Genomic DNA, 15,983 nt, shown 5'->3' with positions numbered 1-15,983 from the left:
TATGCCCGAGCTGTGTCCGAGATCAGCGCGTGGCAGCAACCCCGCTGTCTCGCTCGCGCTTGATCTCCAGCGCGATGTCGATGAGCTGGTCTTCCTGACCGCCGATCAGCTTGCGCTGGCCGGCCCGGTGCAACAGCTCGTGGGCCGGGACGCCGTAGCGCTCACCCTGGCGGACGGCGTGCTTGAGGAAGCTGGAGTAGACCCCGGAATACCCCATGACCAGCGCGTTGCGGTCGAGTACGCATTCGGCGGGCATGGCCGGACGCACAACGTCTTCGGCGGCGTCGGCGATGTCGAAGAAGTCGATGCCGGTCTTGACGCCGATCTTGTCGAACACGCCGATGAGGGCCTCGACGGGCGCGTTGCCGGCCCCCGCGCCGAAGCGCCGCACGCTGCCGTCGATCTGCTTCGCGCCGGCGCGCACCGCCTCCACCGAGTTAGCCACCCCGAGGCCGAGGTTCTCATGGCCGTGGAAGCCCACCTGCGCGTCGTCGCCGAGTTCGGCGACCAGGGCCGAGACCCGGTCGGCCACGCCGTCGAGCACCAGGGCGCCGGCCGAGTCGACGACGTAGACGCACTGGCAGCCGGCGTCGGCCATGATGCGGGCCTGGGCGGCCAGCTTCTCCGGCGCAATGGTGTGGGCCATCATCAGGAACCCGACAGTTTCCAGGCCGAGCTCGCGGGCCAGCCCGAAATGCTGGATCGACACATCTGCCTCGGTGCAATGCGTGGCGATCCGGCAGATCGACCCGCCATTGTTCTGGGCTTCCTTGATGTCTTCCTTGGTTCCCACACCGGGCAGCATCAGGAAGGCGATCTTGGCCTCTTTGGCCGTGTCGGCGGCGAGCTTGATCAGTTCCTGCTCGGGGGTTTTGGAAAAGCCGTAGTTGAAACTCGAGCCGCCCAGCCCGTCGCCGTGCGTCACCTCGATGACCGGGACTCCGGCAGCATCGAGGGCCGACACGATCGACTGAACTTCGTCTTTGGTGAATTGGTGACGCTTGTGGTGGGACCCGTCGCGCAGGGACGTGTCCGTAATGCGGATATCCCAGACCGGGTTGAAGAAGATATCGGTGCTCATGCCTGTGCTCCTCCCGCCGGCTTGCCAGCAGCAGCCAGGGATTCCTTCGCGATCTCCTCGCCGACCTTGGTGGCCGCGGCGGTCATGATGTCGAGGTTGCCCGCGTAGGGCGGCAGGTAATCCCCGGCGCCCTCGACCTCGACGAACGTGGTGACGACGGCCTGCCCGCCCGAGTGCACCGACGGGTCGTCGAACTGCGGCTCGTTGAGCAGCCGATACCCCGGCACGTAGGTCTGAACCTCGGCGACGACGTCACGGATGGACTGGGCAATCGCGTCGCGGTCGGCGTCCTCGGGGATGGCGCAGAAGATAGTGTCGCGCATGATCATCGGCGGGTCGGCCGGGTTCAGGATGATGATCGCCTTGCCGCGCTTGGCGCCACCGATGGTCTCGACGCCCTTGCTGGTGGTCTTGGTGAACTCGTCGATGTTGGCCCGGGTACCCGGTCCCGCGGAACTCGAGGAGACCGACGCCACGATCTCGGCGTAGGGCACCTCCACGACGCGCGAGACCGCGTAGACGATCGGGATCGTCGCCTGTCCCCCGCAGGTGATCATGTTGACGTTGGGCGCATCCAGGTGCTGGCGCAGGTTGGCCGGTGGGATCACTGCCGGACCTACCGCCGCGGGCGTCAGGTCGATGGCCCGGATGCCCGCGGCCTCGTACTTCGGCGCCGCGTCGCGGTGCACGTAGGCGCTGGTCGCCTCGAAGACCAGGTCGGGTTTCTCGGACTGGGCCAGCAGCCAGTCGACGCCCTCGTGGGTGGTCTCCAGGCCCAGCTTGCGGGCCCGCGCCAGGCCCTCGCTCTGCGGGTCGATCCCCACCATCCAGCGCGGTTCCAGCCAGTCCGACCGCAGCAGCTTGTAGAGCAGGTCGGTGCTGATGTTTCCCGACCCAACAATGGCCACGCTTGCCTTCGACGGCATGATGCTCCTTTTTGCTGCCCTTTCCAGGCCTTAAATCAACTGACTCAAAACTAATCCGCGCCTATTCAAACGACAAATGAACCGAACCCAGCCCCGTGAAGTCGGCGACGAACTGGTCACCAGGGCGGGCATCGATCGCCTTCGTGCAGGACCCGGGAAGCACGACGTCGCCTTTCCGCAGCCGCACCCCGAAACTCTCGACCTTGCGCGCCAGCCAGGCCACCGCCGTGACCGGATTGCCCAGGACGGCGTCGCTGCGGCCCTCGGCGATGACTTCGCCGTTGCGGGTCAGCACCGCGTCGATCGCCTTGACGTCGATATCGCCCGGCGACACCCGGGCCTCACCCAGCACGAAACCCGCCGACGACGCGTTATCGGCGATGGTGTCGCACAGCGCGATCTTCCAGTCGGTGATGCGGGTGTCGATCAACTCGATGGACGGGACAAGGGCCTCGGTGGCCGCCAGCACGTCGTCCTCGGTGCAGCCGGCCCCCGGTAGGTCGGCGGCCAGGATGAAACCGACCTCGACCTCGACCCGTGGATAGAGATACCGGCCCGCCTTGACGGGGGTGTCCTCCAACACCTGCATCTCGTCAAGCAGATGGCCGTAGTCGGGCTCGTCGACGCCCATCATCTGCTGCATCGCCTTGCTGGACAGCCCGACCTTGTGCCCCAGTACCCGGGCCCCTTCGGCAACCCGCTGCCGGATGTTGATCAGCTGTATCTCATAGGCATCGACGACGTCGATGTCGGGGTGCGCGGACGTCAGCGGCGCGATCGGCTGTCGACTACGTTCGGCCTGCGCCAGGTCGGCAGCCAGCTCGTCGCGAATCGCAACACTGAGCATTTACCGAAGTCCCCTCGTCCGTTTGACCGGGCCAGTAGCGCCCAGCCCGGGCAATTCTATAACGTGTTCTACATGACAGCGCAGGAGTACGACGTCGTCGTGGTCGGCAGCGGCGGAGCCGGCATGGTGGCTGCCCTTGCCGCCGCGCACCGAGGCCTTTCGACACTAGTCATCGAAAAGGCAGCTCACTTCGGCGGCTCCACCGCACGCTCCGGCGGCGGCGTCTGGATCCCGAACAACCAGGTGCTCACCCGCGACGGAGTGAAGGACACCCCCGAGGCCGCCCGCACCTATCTGCACGGCATCATCGGCGACGTCGTCGAGCCGGAGCGTATTGACACCTACCTCGAACGCGGTCCCGAGATGCTCTCGTTCGTGCTGCAAAACACGCCGCTGAAGATGTGCTGGGTGCCGCGCTACTCCGACTACTACCCGGAGGCACCGGGCGGCCGCGTGGGTGGCCGCTCGATCGAACCCAGGCCGTTCAACGCCCGCAAGCTCGGCCCCGACGAAGCCGGACTCGAACCGGCTTACGGCAAAGTGCCACTCAATGTTGTTGTGATGCAGCAGGATTACGTGCGGCTGAACCAACTGAAGCGACACCCGCGTGGTGTGCTGCGCAGCCTGAAGGTCGGGGCGCGCACCATGTGGGCGAAGGCAACCGGACAGAACCTCGTCGGCATGGGCCGGGCGCTGATCGGGCCGTTGCGCATCGGGCTGCAGCGGGCGGGTGTCCCGGTGCAGCTGAACACCGCGCTCACCGACCTCTATGTCGAGGACGGCGCGGTTCGGGGTGTCTACGTGCGCGACACCGGCGCATCGGAATCTGCCGAGCCGCAACTGATCCGCGCCCGCCGCGGTGTGATTCTCGCCTCGGGTGGCTTCGAGCACAACGAACAGATGCGGGTGAAGTATCAGCGTGCGCCGATCACCACCGAATGGACGGTGGGCGCCAAGGCCAACACCGGTGACGGCATCATCGCCGGAGAAAAGCTGGGCGCCGCACTGGATTTGATGGAAGACGCCTGGTGGGGCCCAACGGTGCCGCTGGTGGGGGCGCCGTGGTTCGCGTTGTCGGAGCGCAACTCCCCCGGCTCGATCATCGTCAACATGTCGGGCAAGCGGTTCATGAACGAGTCGATGCCCTATGTCGAAGCCTGCCATCACATGTACGGCGGCGAGCACGGCCAGGGTCCCGGCCCGGGCGAGAACATTCCCGCGTGGCTGGTGTTCGACCAGCAGTACCGCGACCGCTATATCTTCGCGGGACTGCAGCCCGGACAACGCATTCCGCGTAAGTGGCTGGAGTCCGGCGTCATCGTCGTGGCCGATACCCTCGAGGAGCTGGCTTCGAAAGCCGGCCTGCCCGTCGCCGAGTTCACCGCGACCGTGGCACGGTTCAACGGCTTCGCCCGCTCCGGCGTCGACGAGGACTACCAGCGCGGCGAGAGCGCGTACGACAAGTACTACGGGGACCCCACCAACAAGCCCAACCCGAACCTGGGTGAACTCACCCATGCGCCGTATTACGCGGCCAAAATGGTGCCCGGCGACCTGGGCACCAAGGGCGGTATTCGCACCGACGTGCACGGGCGCGCGCTACGAGATGACGGCAGCATCATCGAAGGTCTTTACGCCGCAGGCAATGTCAGCGCTCCGGTGATGGGGCACACCTACCCCGGGCCGGGCGGCACCATCGGGCCGGCAATGACCTTCGGATACCTGGCCGGATTGCACATCGCAGGAGAACGCTGACATGCCAATCGATGTAGACATAGCGCTGGCCGCTGAGCTCGAACCCCTCGAATTCTCTTGGGAGAGCAGCGATATCCAGCTCTACCACCTGGGGCTGGGCGCCGGGAAGGATCCGATGGATCCTCGCGAATTGCGCTACCTGGTTGACGACACACCGCAGGTGCTGCCGACGTTCGGAAACGTCGCCGCGACCTTCCACATGACCAAGCCGCCGACCGTGCAGTTTCCCGGGATCGACATCGAGCTGGCCAGGGTGCTGCACGCCAGCGAGCGGGTCGAGGTGCCGGGGCCGCTGCCGCCGTCGGGTTCCGCCAAAGCCGTCACCCGGTTCACCGATATCTGGGACAAGGGCAAGGCCGCGGTGATCTGGAGCGAAACGACCGTCAGCGCGCCCGACGGCACCCTGCTGTGGACGCAGCGCCGGTCCATCTTCGCCCGCGGTGAAGGCGGATTCGGCGGCGAGCGCGGGCCTTCAGGGGGTGGGTCGTCGGACGCAGCGCCCGACCGGGCTCCCGACCTGGAGGTCGACGTGCCTCTCTTACCGCAGCAGGCGTTGTTGTACCGACTCTGCGGCGACCGCAACCCGCTGCATTCCGATCCCGAATTCGCTGCCGCCGCAGGCTTTCCACAGCCGATTCTGCACGGACTGTGCACCTACGGCATGACGTGTAAGGCCATCACTGACGCGCTGCTGGACGGCGATGCGACCGCGGTGGCCGCTTACGGCGCACGCTTTGCCGGTGTCGCCTTCCCCGGCGAGACGCTGAGGGTTGGCATCTGGAAGGACGACAACCGCTTCCTGGCCAGCGTTGTCGCGCCCTCGCGCGACAACGCCGTGGTGCTCAGCGGCGTGGAGCTGGTCCCGGCCTAACCCGCCTCATTGCCACAGCAGCCACATCAGCACCGGCGGCGGGACCATGACCCAGACCCGGAAAGCGATGGCGCATGTGATATCACCATCGCGCTAATCGAAATCGAATAGGTCGCCCAGTCGCTGGTCAACCCTGCCCGAAAGTTTCTGCACCACCCACTGATTCATCGACACATTCTGCTCAGCGGCCTCGATCACAAGCCGCGCGTGCAGCGCCGGCGACGTCCTGACCACAAACTTGCCACTGTATTGCCGTTCGGGAATTGGCGCCGGCAGTTGTTCGCCGTCCGCTTGCCGCTCGGTGATGAGCTCGTCGACAGCTCGCTCGGCAGCTGCGGTGGCCTCCTGAAGGGTCGGCGCCCATTGCGACAGCCACGGCAACTCGATACACCGAACGACGTATTCGCCTTGCTCAGGACACCATTCCGCGCGGTAGGTGTAGCGATTCATCGTCGCGTGATATCGCATGCGCCATCAAGTTGGAGAAGACATCGCCTTCCCCCCGAGCGATAGATGTGACGGCTGAGTCTCATGAGGTACAACCCCTAACCGGCCGCTGAATGGCCCCGTGACGGAGCGTTCCAGGCGGCGCGACGCGCGTCACTTCAGCGCCGCCGCCGCAGCACCGGGGCTTAGCGCAGGTTAACCCAGGATCAAACCGGACGTCGGCACACCGGTACCCGCGGTGACGAGCACGTGTTCGACGTTGGGCACCGGATTCACCGATGTGCCCCGCAGTTGGCGTACACCCTCGGCGATGCCATTCATGCCGTGGATGTAGGCCTCACCGAGTTGTCCGCCGTGGGTGTTGATGGGCAGCCTGCCACCCACCTCGACGGCACCGTTGGCGATGAAGTCTTTGGCCTCACCCTTGCCGCAGAATCCCAACTCCTCCAACTGAATCAGGGTGAACGGCGTGAAGTGGTCGTAGATCACCGCGGTCTGGATGTCCGCCGGCTTCAGACCGGACTGCTGCCAGAGCTGCTTACCCACCAGACCCATCTCGGGTAGGCCCAATTCGGGGCGGTAGTAGCTGACCATCGTGTACTGGTCGGGGCTGGAACCCTGCGACGCACCCTCGATGACAGCCGGCCGTTGCTTGAGATCCTTCGCCCGCTCGGCCGACGTCACCACGATCGCGACCGCGCCGTCGGTCTCCTGGCAGCAATCCAGCAGTCGCAGCGGCTCGGCAATCCACCGTGAATTCTGGTGTTCCTCAATGGTTATCGGCTTCTCGTAGAAGTATGCCTTGGGGTTCTTGGCGGCGTGCTTGCGGTCGGCCACCGAGATGGCGCCGAAGTCCCGGCTGGTCGCCCCCGACCAGTGCATGTACCGCTGGGCGATCATGGCCACCTGCGCAGCAGGCGTGGAAAGGCCGTGCGGGTACGAAAATGAATTGTCGGCCGCAGTCGAATCAGCCTGTACGCCAGCGCTTCCCGCCAATCGGGTCTGCACCTGGCCGAACCGCATACCTGACCGCTCGTTGAACGCCCGGTACGCCACCACGACGTCGGCCACGCCGGTGGCGACCGCCATCGCCGCGTGCAACACGGTCCCGCATGCGGCACCCCCGCCGTACCCTGTCTGGGCGAAGAACTTCAGGTCACCGATGCCGGCCGCACGCGCGACCGCGGTCTCGTTGTTGGTGTCCATCGTGAATGTGGTCAGGCCGTCGACGTCGGACGGGCTCAGCCCGGCATCGTCGAGCGCGTCAAGCACCGCCTCGGCCGCCAGGCGCAGCTCGCTTCGACCCGAATTCTTCGAGAAGTCGGTGGCGCCGATGCCGACGATTGCCGCCTTACCCGACAGCATTAGGCGTCTCCGATCGTGAGCGTCGCATTCGCGATGACATGGTCGCCAAGGCTGTTGCGGCCAAACACTTTCACCGTGATCAGGCCATCGTCCACCGCGGTCACCTCACCCGAGAAGGTGATCGTGTCGTAGGCATACCACGGCACCCCCAGCCGCAGGCCGATCGACTTGATCAACGCCGTCGGCCCGGCCCAGTCGGTCAGGAAGCGTTGCACCAGACCGGTGTCGGTGAGGATGTTGACGAAGATGTCCTTGGAGCCCTTGGCCTGCGCCAGGTCCCGATCGTGGTGTACATCCTGGAAGTCGCGGGTGGCGATGGCCGTCGAGATGATGAAGGTGGGGTCGCCGTAGATCTTGAGTTCGGGCAGCGTCGTACCGACTCCGATGGCGGGAGCGCTCATGCTTGGGGCTCCCAGGCGTACAGGGTCCACTCCGGCCCGGAATCACCGGCCGGGAAGTCGATATACGTTGCGCGGACCGGCATTCCGATTTTCACCTCAGCGTGGTCGACGTTGCGCAGCTCGCCGAGCATGCGTACGCCTTCTTCGAGTTCGATCAAAGCGATGACGAAGGGCAGCGTGCGCCCCGGCACCTTCGGCGCATGGTGCACCACGAAGCTGTAAACCGTGCCCAAGCCAGCGGCGACGACGTAGTCGATCGGCTTTTCCTTGTCCTGCCACACCGCGGGCAGGGGCGGATGCTGCAACGCTCCGTCGGGCTTCCGCTGGATGCGCAGCTCGTGTGCCGCGACGCCTTCCCAGAAGAACGCGGTGTCGCGCGATACCGCGGGGCGCATCATCGCCTCGGGATCGAGATCCGCGGGAACGACGGAGGATCCGGCATCCTCGGATTCACGTGGCTTGAATTTTAATATGCGCCAAGCCATCTCGGCGACGTCCTCGTCGCCCACCCGCCACGTGATGTGCTGGTTGATGAAAAAGCCCTCACCGAGCGCGGTCTGCTTCGGGCCGACCACATCGCGCATTTCGGAGACGATGGTGACCTGCTCGCCGGGCTGCAGGTACCGGTGATAGGTCTGTTCGCAGTTGGTGGCGACGACACCGACATACCCCGCGCCGTCGAACAGCTCCATCATCGGGCCCATGGGGTCGTCGGTTGGACGCTCGCCACCCAGGCCGAACATGGTCCACACCTGAATCATCGCCGGAGGGGCTACGATTCCCGGATGGCCGGCGTCGCGGGCCGCGGCCTCGTCGGTGTAGATCGGGTTGCGGTCCCCGAGGGCTTCCACCCAGTTCTTGATGGTCGGCTCGTTCACCGGATCCCGGGCCACACGCGGCTTCGCGACAACGGATGCCGTGATCTTCTCGATGGCATCCCGGATTTCGGTCATCGAGGCACCCTCGGCACCTTGAGGCCAGCGGCCGCGATCATCTCACGCATGACTTCGTTCACACCTCCACCGAAGGTGATCACCAGATTGCGCTTGGTCTGTGAGTCCAGCCAGTCGAGCAGCTCGGCGGTCTCCGGCTCTGCCGGGTTGCCGTACTTGCCGACGATCTCCTCGGCAAGTCGCCCGATGTACTGAATGCTCTCGGTACCAAAGACTTTCGTCGACGCGGCGTCGGCCACGTTGATCTCCTCACCGGCGGCCGCGACCTGCCAGTTGAGCAGCTCGTTGATCCGCCACATCGAGTAGATCTCACCGAGCGAACGCTTGACGTCGGCGTGCTCGATCGGCGTGACCCCGTCACCGCCCGGCTTGGCTGCCCATGCCCGCACCCGATCGTAGATGCCGGCGGTGCGGCCGGCCGGACCGAGCATCACGCGCTCGTTGTTGAGCTGCGTGGTGATCAACCGCCAACCGCCGTTCTCCTCACCGACCAGCATGTCGGCCGGCACCCGCACGTCGTTGTAGTAGGTGGCGTTGGTGTGGTGAGCGCCGTCGGACAAGATGACCGGCGTCCAGGAGTAGCCGGGATCCTTGGTGTCGACGATGAGGATGGAAATGCCTTTGTGCTTAACGGCTTCCGGGTCGGTACGGCAGGCCAGCCAGACGTAGTCGGCATCGTGTCCACCGGTGGTCCACATCTTTTGACCGTTGACGATGTATTCGTCGCCCTGGCGCACGGCCGTGGTCCGCAACGACGCCAGGTCGGTGCCGGCCTCGGGTTCGCTGTAGCCGATCGCGAAGTGCACCTCACCGGCCAGGATCGCCGGCAGGAACTTCTTCTTCTGCAGCTCGCTGCCGTACTGCTGAAGGGTGGGCCCCACCGTCTGCAGCGTGACGGCCGGTAGCGGGACGTCGGCGCGATGGGCCTCGTTGACGAAGATCGACTGCTCGATCGGACCGAAGCCCAAGCCGCCGAACTCCTTTGGCCACCCGACGCCAAGCTTGCCGTCCTTGCCCATCCGGCGGATCACGGCGCGATAGGCCTCGTTGTGACGGTCGGACTCCATCGCCTTCGCCTCGTCGGGCGATATGAGGTTGGAAAAGTATTGCCGCAGTTCGGCTTGCAGCTGACGCTGCTCCGGAGTCAGATCGATGAACATTGCGCTCCCACCAGGTCGAGGCGATGAGACGGCCCGCCCAGCAGGCGGGTCAGGTCTTTGATCGTGGAGTAGTACCGGTGCATCGGATAGGTGATGTCCATCCCCATGCCGCCGTGCAGGTGATGGCAGGTCTGCATGACCGGCGGCGCCTGCGACGTAATCCAGTATCCCAGGACGTCCAGGTCGTCGTCGGCATCGCGGCCTTCGGACAGCCGCCACACCACCGACTTCGCCGCCAAACCGATAGTGCGCGAAGCGATGTAAACCTCGGCCAGCTGCGCCGCCACGGTCTGGAAGGTCGACAACGGCTTGCCGAACTGCTTGCGCGCGCCCACGTAGTCGGCGGTCAGCCGCAGCGCCCCGGCCACCAGCCCGTCGGTGAAAGCGCCGACCGCCGCCAGCACCAGCTCATTGACCCGTCGCGGGGTGGCACCGGCGAGCACATCGGTGCCGGGAACCGAAACACCGGTGAAGGTGACGGTGTACTCGTCGGAGCCATTCGACGTCGCCGTGCGGATCAGCTCCACGCCATCGGCCTTGGGCGACACCACGACGACCGCGCTGTCCGCGGTCACGATGAGCCAATCCGCCTGTTCGGCATAGGCGACACCGACTTTGGTGCCCGACAGCCGCCCATCGGCGAAGGTGGTAGCCGGCCGGTCCGGTAGCGCGGTGCCAGGTTCGTTGAGCGCGGCGCTCAGCACCCCACCCTTGGCGACGCCAGCCAGGAAACGGTCCTGCTGCTCATCGGAAGCCAGGTCGACCAACGGGACCACACCGAAGCCCAGCGTCGCCAGCGCGGGCGTGATGGCACCGTGGCGGCCCACTTCGGTCAGCACGGTCGCGACCTCGGACAGCCCCACGCCGTCACCGCCGAGGCGTTCGGGCACCGGCAGTGCGCTCACACCCCCACTGACGAGCGCGTCCCACGTCAACTCCCGTTCCAGGACAGACGTGACAACGTCGGCGACGGCCTGCTGCGTCGCAGTGAGATCGAAGTCCATCAGGAGGTCACCGAAGAATTTCCGGCGTAGTCGACCTGCCAGTGCTTGATGCCGTTGAGCCAGCCCGACCGCAGCCGCTCGGGCTCGCCGATCGGCTTGAGGTCCGGCATGTGATCGGCGACCGCGTTGAAGATCAGGTTAATCGTCATGCGGGCCAGGTTCGCACCGATGCAGTAGTGGGCGCCGGTGCCGCCGAAGCCGACGTGCGGGTTCGGGTCGCGCAGAATGTTGAAGGAGTGCGGGTGGTCGAAGACCTCTTCGTCGAAATTGGCCGACCGGTAGGACATCACCGCCCGCTGGCCCTTCTTGATCGTCACGCCACCCAACTCGACGTCCTCGTTGGCGGTGCGCTGGAACGCCGACACCGGTGTGGCCCACCGGATGATCTCGTCGGCCGTGGTCGATGGACGTTCCTTCTTGAATAGTTCCCACTGATCCGGGTTGTTCGCAAAAGCGATCATGCCGTGGGTGATCGAGTTGCGGGTGGTCTCGTTGCCCGCCACCGCCAGCATGATGACGAAGAAGCCGAACTCGTCGTCGGAGAGCTTCTCCCCGTCGATGTCGGCCTGGACGAGCGTCGTGACGATGTCGTCGGTCGGGTTCTTGCCCCGCTCGTCGGCCATCGCCATGGCATAGGTGATCAGTTCCATCGACGACTGCCCAGGATCGATGTCGGCGTATTCGGGATCCGTTCCACCGGTCATCTCGTTGGACCAGCGGAACAGTTTGTCGCGATCTTCCTGCGGCACGCCAAGTAGGCCGGCGATGGCCTGCAACGGAAGCTCGCACGCTACCTGCTCGACGAAGTCGCCGGAGCCCTCGGCCGCCGCAGCTTTGGCGATGTTCTGGGCGCGCTGGGCGAGTTCTTCCTCCAGACGCCCGATGGCCCGTGGCGTGAACCCGCGGGAGATGATCTTGCGCAGCCGGGTGTGGTGCGGGGCGTCCATGTTCAGCATGACGCTGCGCTGCAGTTCGACCTGCTCTCGCTTCATCTCCGGCGGCCAGGTCGGGATTGCGCCGTTCAGCCAGCTGGAGAAGACGTCGCTACGGCGCGATATCTCTTTGACGTCCGCATGCTTAGTGACGATCCAATACCCGTTGTCCTCGAAGCCGCCCGAACCGCCCGGGATGGCGACCCAGTGAATGGGCTCCGCCTTGCGCAGCTCGGCGAGCTCCGCGACCGGCAGCCCGGCGAGGTTGACGTCGGGGTCAAGAAAATCAAAGTCTGCGGAAATGCTGGGGGGTGCCATGCGTATGCGCTCCTCAATTGCAACGTGTTCTAGTGCCAGTAAAACACGGCTCCTGCGCAGATAAAAAGCAGGTCACCATCCTCGCTTGTCAGAGTAATGAAACGTGTTCTAGCCTGACGGAATGGGTAACCCTGTCATCGTTGAAGCCACTCGCAGCCCCATCGGTAAGCGAAATGGATGGCTGTCCGGTCTACACGCCACCGAGTTGTTGGGGGCCACGCAGAGGGCTCTCGTGGAGAAGGCCGGCATCGATGCCGGTGACGTCGAACAAGTCATCGGCGGCTGCGTGACCCAGTTCGGGGAGCAGTCTAACAACATCACCCGGGTCAGCTGGCTCGTCGCCGGCCTGCCCGATCACGTCGGCGCGGCGACGGTGGACTGCCAGTGCGGCAGCGGCCAGCAGGCCAACGGTCTGATCGCGGGCCTGATCGCGGTGGGTGCCATCGACATCGGCATCGCGTGTGGCATCGAGGCCATGAGCCGCGTCGGGCTGGGCGCCAATGCCGGCCCCGATCGCGGGATCCTGCGGCCCGCGTCGTGGGACATCGATCTTCCCGATCAGTTCACCGCTGCCGAGCGGATCGCCAAGCGCCGCGGCATCACCCGCGAGGACATCGACCAGCTCGGCTTCGACTCGCAGCGAAAGGCCAAGCAGGCGTGGGCCGAGGGCCGGTTCGACCGCGAGATCAGCGGCATCGAGGCGCCGGTGCTCGACGAGAACAAGCAACCGACCAGCGACCGTCACGTCGTGACGAAGGACCAGGGCCTGCGCGACACCACCCTGGAGGGCCTGAGCCAGCTCAAGCCGGTCATCGAAGGCGGCATCCATACCGCGGGCACGTCGTCGCAGATTTCCGACGGCGCGGCGGCGGTGTTGTGGATGGACGAAGACAAGGCCAAGGCGCTCGGCCTCAAGCCGCGGGCCCGCATCATCAGCCAGGCCCTCGTCGGCGCCGAGCCCTACTACCACCTGGACGGCCCGGTGCAGTCGACGGCGAAGGTGCTGGAGAAGGCCGGCATGAAGATGGGCGACATCGACATCACCGAGATCAACGAGGCTTTCGCGTCGGTGGTGCTGTCGTGGGCGCGGGTACACAACCCCGACATGGACAAAGTGAACGTGAACGGTGGCGCGATCGCGCTCGGCCACCCGGTGGGCAGCACCGGCAGCCGGCTGATCACCACCGCACTGCACGAACTGGAGCGCACCGACCAGACCACCGCGCTGATCACCATGTGCGCGGGCGGCGCGTTGTCCACCGGCACCATCATCGAACGCATCTGACGAGGGCCTCGCTGGGCGTGCTCGTCTCCGAAGAAAGCCGGATCGCGGCGGCGCAGGCCTACATCGACGCGCTCGTCAGCCACGCCGGCGATACGGTGCCGTTCGCGACCGAATGCACCCGCATCGAGCAGGGGATCAAGAACGGATTCTCTGGAAATCACTTGCGGCGCAGCCTTAAGCGCGGACCCCAATACCGCTTTCTTGCCGAGACGACGCCGCCGGACTATTCCATTGACGGCGACGTGGTGCACGCGGCCTACGACGTGCTCACCAAGGCCGCGTTCGGCGGACGCCGACTCGGCGCGCGAGTCGATGAGACTTTCGTGATCCCCGCTGAAAGTTCAAGCGGGCGAGCGGAAATCCATCACATCAAGGTGCGCTTCGCGCCGTTCATTCAACGCTGACAACAAGGGAACCGACATGCCGAAACCAAAACCCAAAAATCTGAATTCGCCTGTCGTCGGCTTCTTCATCAAGTGGATGGCCAAGGGCAACACGTGGATCTACAAGGTCAGCAACGGAAAGCTCGGCGGCGAGTTCCAGAACGCCCCGGTCGCACTGCTGACGACGACCGGCCGCAAGACCGGTGAGCCTCGGGTGAGCCCGCTGCTCTATCTGCGCGAGGGCGACCGGGTGATACTGGTCGCCTCCCGTGGCGGCAGCGACAAGCACCCGCTGTGGTACCTCAACCTCAAGGCCAATCCCCAAGTGTCCGTGCAGATCAAGGATGAGGTGTTGGCGCTGCAGGCACGTGACGCCACCGAGGACGAGCGCAAGCAGTACTGGCCGAAGCTGGACGCCATGTACCCATCGTTCGGCGACTACCGGTCGTGGACCGATCGGGTCATCCCGATCGTCATCTGCGACCCCTAAGGTCAGCTAGGCCCCGTACACCGGAACCGGCGGGCGCGCCTTGGCGAGCAGGTCGGCGACCACCGGACCCAGCTCGGCCGGGTCCCACCGCGCGCCCTTGTCGATCTGCGGGCCGTGCGCCCAGCCCTCGGCGATGCGGATCTTGCCGCCCTCGACTTCGAAGACCTTGCCGGTAATGTCGCGGGATTCCACGCTGCCCAGCCAAACAACCAGCGGCGAAACGTTTTCCGGTGCCATTGCGTCGAAATCCTGGTCCTGCGTCGACATCATCTCGGCGAAGACGGTCTCGGTCATGCGGGTGCGGGCCGAGGGTGCGATGGCGTTGACGGTGACACCGTAGCGGCCCATTTCGGCCGCGGCCACGAGCGTCATGGCCGCGATCCCGGCCTTGGCGGCGCTGTAGTTGCCCTGCCCGACGCTGCCCTGCAGACCCGCGCCGGAACTGGTGTTGATGATCCGGGCGTCAACCGTTTTGCCCTCTTTGGACAACCCGCGCCAGTACGACGCGGCGTGGCGCATCGTGGCGAAATGGCCCTTGAGATGTACGGCGATGACGGCGTCGAATTCTTCCTCGCTGGTGTTCGCCATCATCCTGTCCCGCACGATGCCGGCGTTGTTCACCAAAACGTCAAGGCCACCAAACGTTTCGACCGCGGTCGCAATCAGCGCGGCAGCTTGATCCCAGTCGGCGACGTTGGATCCGTTGGCCACGGCTTCCCCACCTGCCGCGGTGATTTCGTCAACCACGCCCTGCGCGGCGCTGCCGCCGCCCGCCGGCGAACCGTCGAGCCCCACGCCGATGTCGTTGACGACCACGCGCGCACCTTCGGCCGCGAAGGCCAGCGCATGCGCGCGACCGATACCGCCGCCCGCTCCGGTGACGATGACGACCCGCCCGTCGACCACGCCCATATTTCCTGTCTCCTCTACTTGATCGCGCTGGCGGTCGTTGTCGCCAGATAGTGCGGCGGCTCGCCGCCGCCGTGGACCTCTAACGAGGCTCCGCTGATGTAGGATGCCGCGTCCGAGGCCAAAAAGGCTACGGCCCAACCGATGTCCTGCGGCTGGGCCAGCCGGCCCAGCGGCACATTCTTGGAGATCGCGGCGATCGACTCGGCGTCGCCGTAGAAAAGCTCGGACTGTTCGGTTTCGACCATGCCGACCACAACGGCGTTCACCCGCACCTTCGGCCCCCATTCCACCGCCAGCGTCTGGGTGAGGCTCTCCAGGCCGGCCTTGGCCGCACCGTACGCGCCGGTGCCGGGGGACGGCCGCCGACCGCTCAGACTGCAGATGTTGACGATCGACCCGCCGCCCGGCTGGTCCTGCATCTTGTCGTTCGCAAACTGCGAAACCAGCAGTCCACCAATAAGATTGAGCTCGATGATCTTGCGGTTGAACTTCGGGCTGGATTCCGCGGTCAGCACGTAGGGCGAGCCCCCGGCGTTGTTGACCACGACGTCGAGCCGACCATGCCGCTCGACGATCGAGTCGATCAGCGACTTCACCGCTTCCTCGTCGCGGATATCGCAGGCATGGAACTCGTACGGCAGACCCTCGACGGGGCGGCGGGCACAGGTGATCACCGTCGCGCCCTGTTCGGCGAAGACCGAACTGATCCCGGCACCTACCCCACGCACGCCACCAGTGACCAAAACCACCCGCCCGGCCAATCCCAAATTGATGGTGCTGGCTGCTTCGGCGCGAGTCACTGTGCTAGCGTACCAAGCAAGTGCTTGCTTAGGTAGCCGCTCACAAGGAAGTG

At 65.4% G+C, this 15,983-nt stretch carries 17 protein-coding genes; 5 read left to right on the top strand and 12 right to left on the bottom strand.

Features of this window, described 5'->3' with window-relative positions:
* Positions 1-22: 22 nt before the first annotated feature.
* The 3 genes from dmpG to MNAB215_RS11550 form a co-directional block, all read right to left on the bottom strand.
* Complete coding sequence (gene dmpG, locus MNAB215_RS11560) at positions 23-1,081, bottom strand: 4-hydroxy-2-oxovalerate aldolase (RefSeq protein ID WP_077078985.1); 1,059 nt, start codon at positions 1,079-1,081, stop codon at positions 23-25.
* Positions 1,078-2,007: an acetaldehyde dehydrogenase (acetylating) gene (locus MNAB215_RS11555; protein ID WP_077078984.1), complete on the bottom strand. Its 930-nt coding sequence runs from the start codon at positions 2,005-2,007 to the stop codon at positions 1,078-1,080. The genes dmpG and MNAB215_RS11555 overlap by 4 nt, the downstream gene beginning before the upstream one ends.
* Before the next feature lie 61 nt (positions 2,008-2,068).
* On the bottom strand, positions 2,069-2,854 hold the full coding sequence (locus tag MNAB215_RS11550; protein WP_077078983.1) for a 2-keto-4-pentenoate hydratase: 786 nt from the start codon (positions 2,852-2,854) through the stop codon (positions 2,069-2,071).
* 72 nt (positions 2,855-2,926) lie between these two features.
* Between MNAB215_RS11550 and kstD the strand changes: the two genes are divergently transcribed.
* On the top strand, positions 2,927-4,609 hold the full coding sequence (gene kstD, locus MNAB215_RS11545) for a 3-oxosteroid 1-dehydrogenase (protein ID WP_077081938.1): 1,683 nt from the start codon (positions 2,927-2,929) through the stop codon (positions 4,607-4,609).
* A gap of 1 nt (position 4,610) precedes the next feature.
* Positions 4,611-5,480, top strand: a complete 870-nt coding sequence (locus MNAB215_RS11540; RefSeq protein ID WP_077078982.1) for a MaoC family dehydratase — start codon at positions 4,611-4,613, stop codon at positions 5,478-5,480.
* A gap of 93 nt (positions 5,481-5,573) precedes the next feature.
* Here MNAB215_RS11540 and MNAB215_RS11535 read toward each other — a convergent pair whose 3' ends face one another.
* The 7 genes from MNAB215_RS11535 to MNAB215_RS11505 form a co-directional block, all read right to left on the bottom strand.
* Positions 5,574-5,930, bottom strand: a complete 357-nt coding sequence (locus MNAB215_RS11535) for a type II toxin-antitoxin system HicB family antitoxin (protein ID WP_077081937.1) — start codon at positions 5,928-5,930, stop codon at positions 5,574-5,576.
* Between the two features lie 192 nt (positions 5,931-6,122).
* Complete coding sequence (locus MNAB215_RS11530; RefSeq protein WP_077078981.1) at positions 6,123-7,292, bottom strand: lipid-transfer protein; 1,170 nt, start codon at positions 7,290-7,292, stop codon at positions 6,123-6,125.
* Positions 7,292-7,693 carry a MaoC family dehydratase gene (locus MNAB215_RS11525; protein WP_077078980.1) on the bottom strand — a complete coding sequence of 134 codons (402 nt, stop codon included), beginning with the start codon at positions 7,691-7,693 and terminating at the stop codon, positions 7,292-7,294. The genes MNAB215_RS11530 and MNAB215_RS11525 overlap by 1 nt, the downstream gene beginning before the upstream one ends.
* Positions 7,690-8,646, bottom strand: a complete 957-nt coding sequence (locus tag MNAB215_RS11520; RefSeq protein ID WP_077078979.1) for a bifunctional MaoC family dehydratase N-terminal/OB-fold nucleic acid binding domain-containing protein — start codon at positions 8,644-8,646, stop codon at positions 7,690-7,692. The genes MNAB215_RS11525 and MNAB215_RS11520 overlap by 4 nt, the downstream gene beginning before the upstream one ends.
* Positions 8,643-9,806 carry an acyl-CoA dehydrogenase FadE29 gene (gene fadE29 / locus MNAB215_RS11515; protein ID WP_077078978.1) on the bottom strand — a complete coding sequence of 388 codons (1,164 nt, stop codon included), beginning with the start codon at positions 9,804-9,806 and terminating at the stop codon, positions 8,643-8,645. The genes MNAB215_RS11520 and fadE29 overlap by 4 nt, the downstream gene beginning before the upstream one ends.
* Positions 9,791-10,810 (bottom strand): acyl-CoA dehydrogenase family protein, encoded by a 1,020-nt coding sequence (locus tag MNAB215_RS11510; protein ID WP_077078977.1) that lies wholly within the window; start codon positions 10,808-10,810, stop codon positions 9,791-9,793. Before MNAB215_RS11510 ends, fadE29 begins: the two co-directional genes overlap by 16 nt.
* Positions 10,810-12,060 (bottom strand): cytochrome P450, encoded by a 1,251-nt coding sequence (locus MNAB215_RS11505; RefSeq protein ID WP_077078976.1) that lies wholly within the window; start codon positions 12,058-12,060, stop codon positions 10,810-10,812. Before MNAB215_RS11505 ends, MNAB215_RS11510 begins: the two co-directional genes overlap by 1 nt.
* 121 nt (positions 12,061-12,181) lie before the next feature.
* On the opposite strand from MNAB215_RS11505, the gene MNAB215_RS11500 reads away from it, so the two are divergent.
* Genes MNAB215_RS11500 through MNAB215_RS11490 form a run of 3 tightly spaced genes read left to right on the top strand, consistent with a single transcriptional unit; the run spans position 12,182 to position 14,218 of the window.
* Positions 12,182-13,345 carry a steroid 3-ketoacyl-CoA thiolase gene (locus MNAB215_RS11500; RefSeq protein WP_077078975.1) on the top strand — a complete coding sequence of 388 codons (1,164 nt, stop codon included), beginning with the start codon at positions 12,182-12,184 and terminating at the stop codon, positions 13,343-13,345.
* Positions 13,346-13,362: 17 nt separating this feature from the next.
* Positions 13,363-13,749, top strand: coding sequence for a DUF8021 domain-containing protein (locus tag MNAB215_RS11495; protein ID WP_077078974.1), 387 nt, complete (start codon positions 13,363-13,365; stop codon positions 13,747-13,749).
* 16 nt (positions 13,750-13,765) lie between these two features.
* Complete coding sequence (locus tag MNAB215_RS11490) at positions 13,766-14,218, top strand: nitroreductase family deazaflavin-dependent oxidoreductase (protein WP_077078973.1); 453 nt, start codon at positions 13,766-13,768, stop codon at positions 14,216-14,218.
* Positions 14,219-14,224: 6 nt separating this feature from the next.
* On the opposite strand, the gene MNAB215_RS11485 is transcribed toward MNAB215_RS11490, so the two are convergent.
* Both MNAB215_RS11485 and MNAB215_RS11480 read right to left on the bottom strand, forming a co-directional pair.
* Complete coding sequence (locus MNAB215_RS11485) at positions 14,225-15,130, bottom strand: SDR family oxidoreductase (RefSeq protein WP_077078972.1); 906 nt, start codon at positions 15,128-15,130, stop codon at positions 14,225-14,227.
* 14 nt (positions 15,131-15,144) lie between these two features.
* Positions 15,145-15,930: an SDR family oxidoreductase gene (locus MNAB215_RS11480; RefSeq protein WP_165691566.1), complete on the bottom strand. Its 786-nt coding sequence runs from the start codon at positions 15,928-15,930 to the stop codon at positions 15,145-15,147.
* Positions 15,931-15,983: the final 53 nt, after the last annotated feature.

Source organism: Mycobacterium numidiamassiliense (genome assembly GCF_900157365.1).
Classification (GTDB): domain Bacteria; phylum Actinomycetota; class Actinomycetes; order Mycobacteriales; family Mycobacteriaceae; genus Mycobacterium; species Mycobacterium numidiamassiliense.
This window is presented reverse-complemented; position numbering and strand designations above follow the sequence as displayed.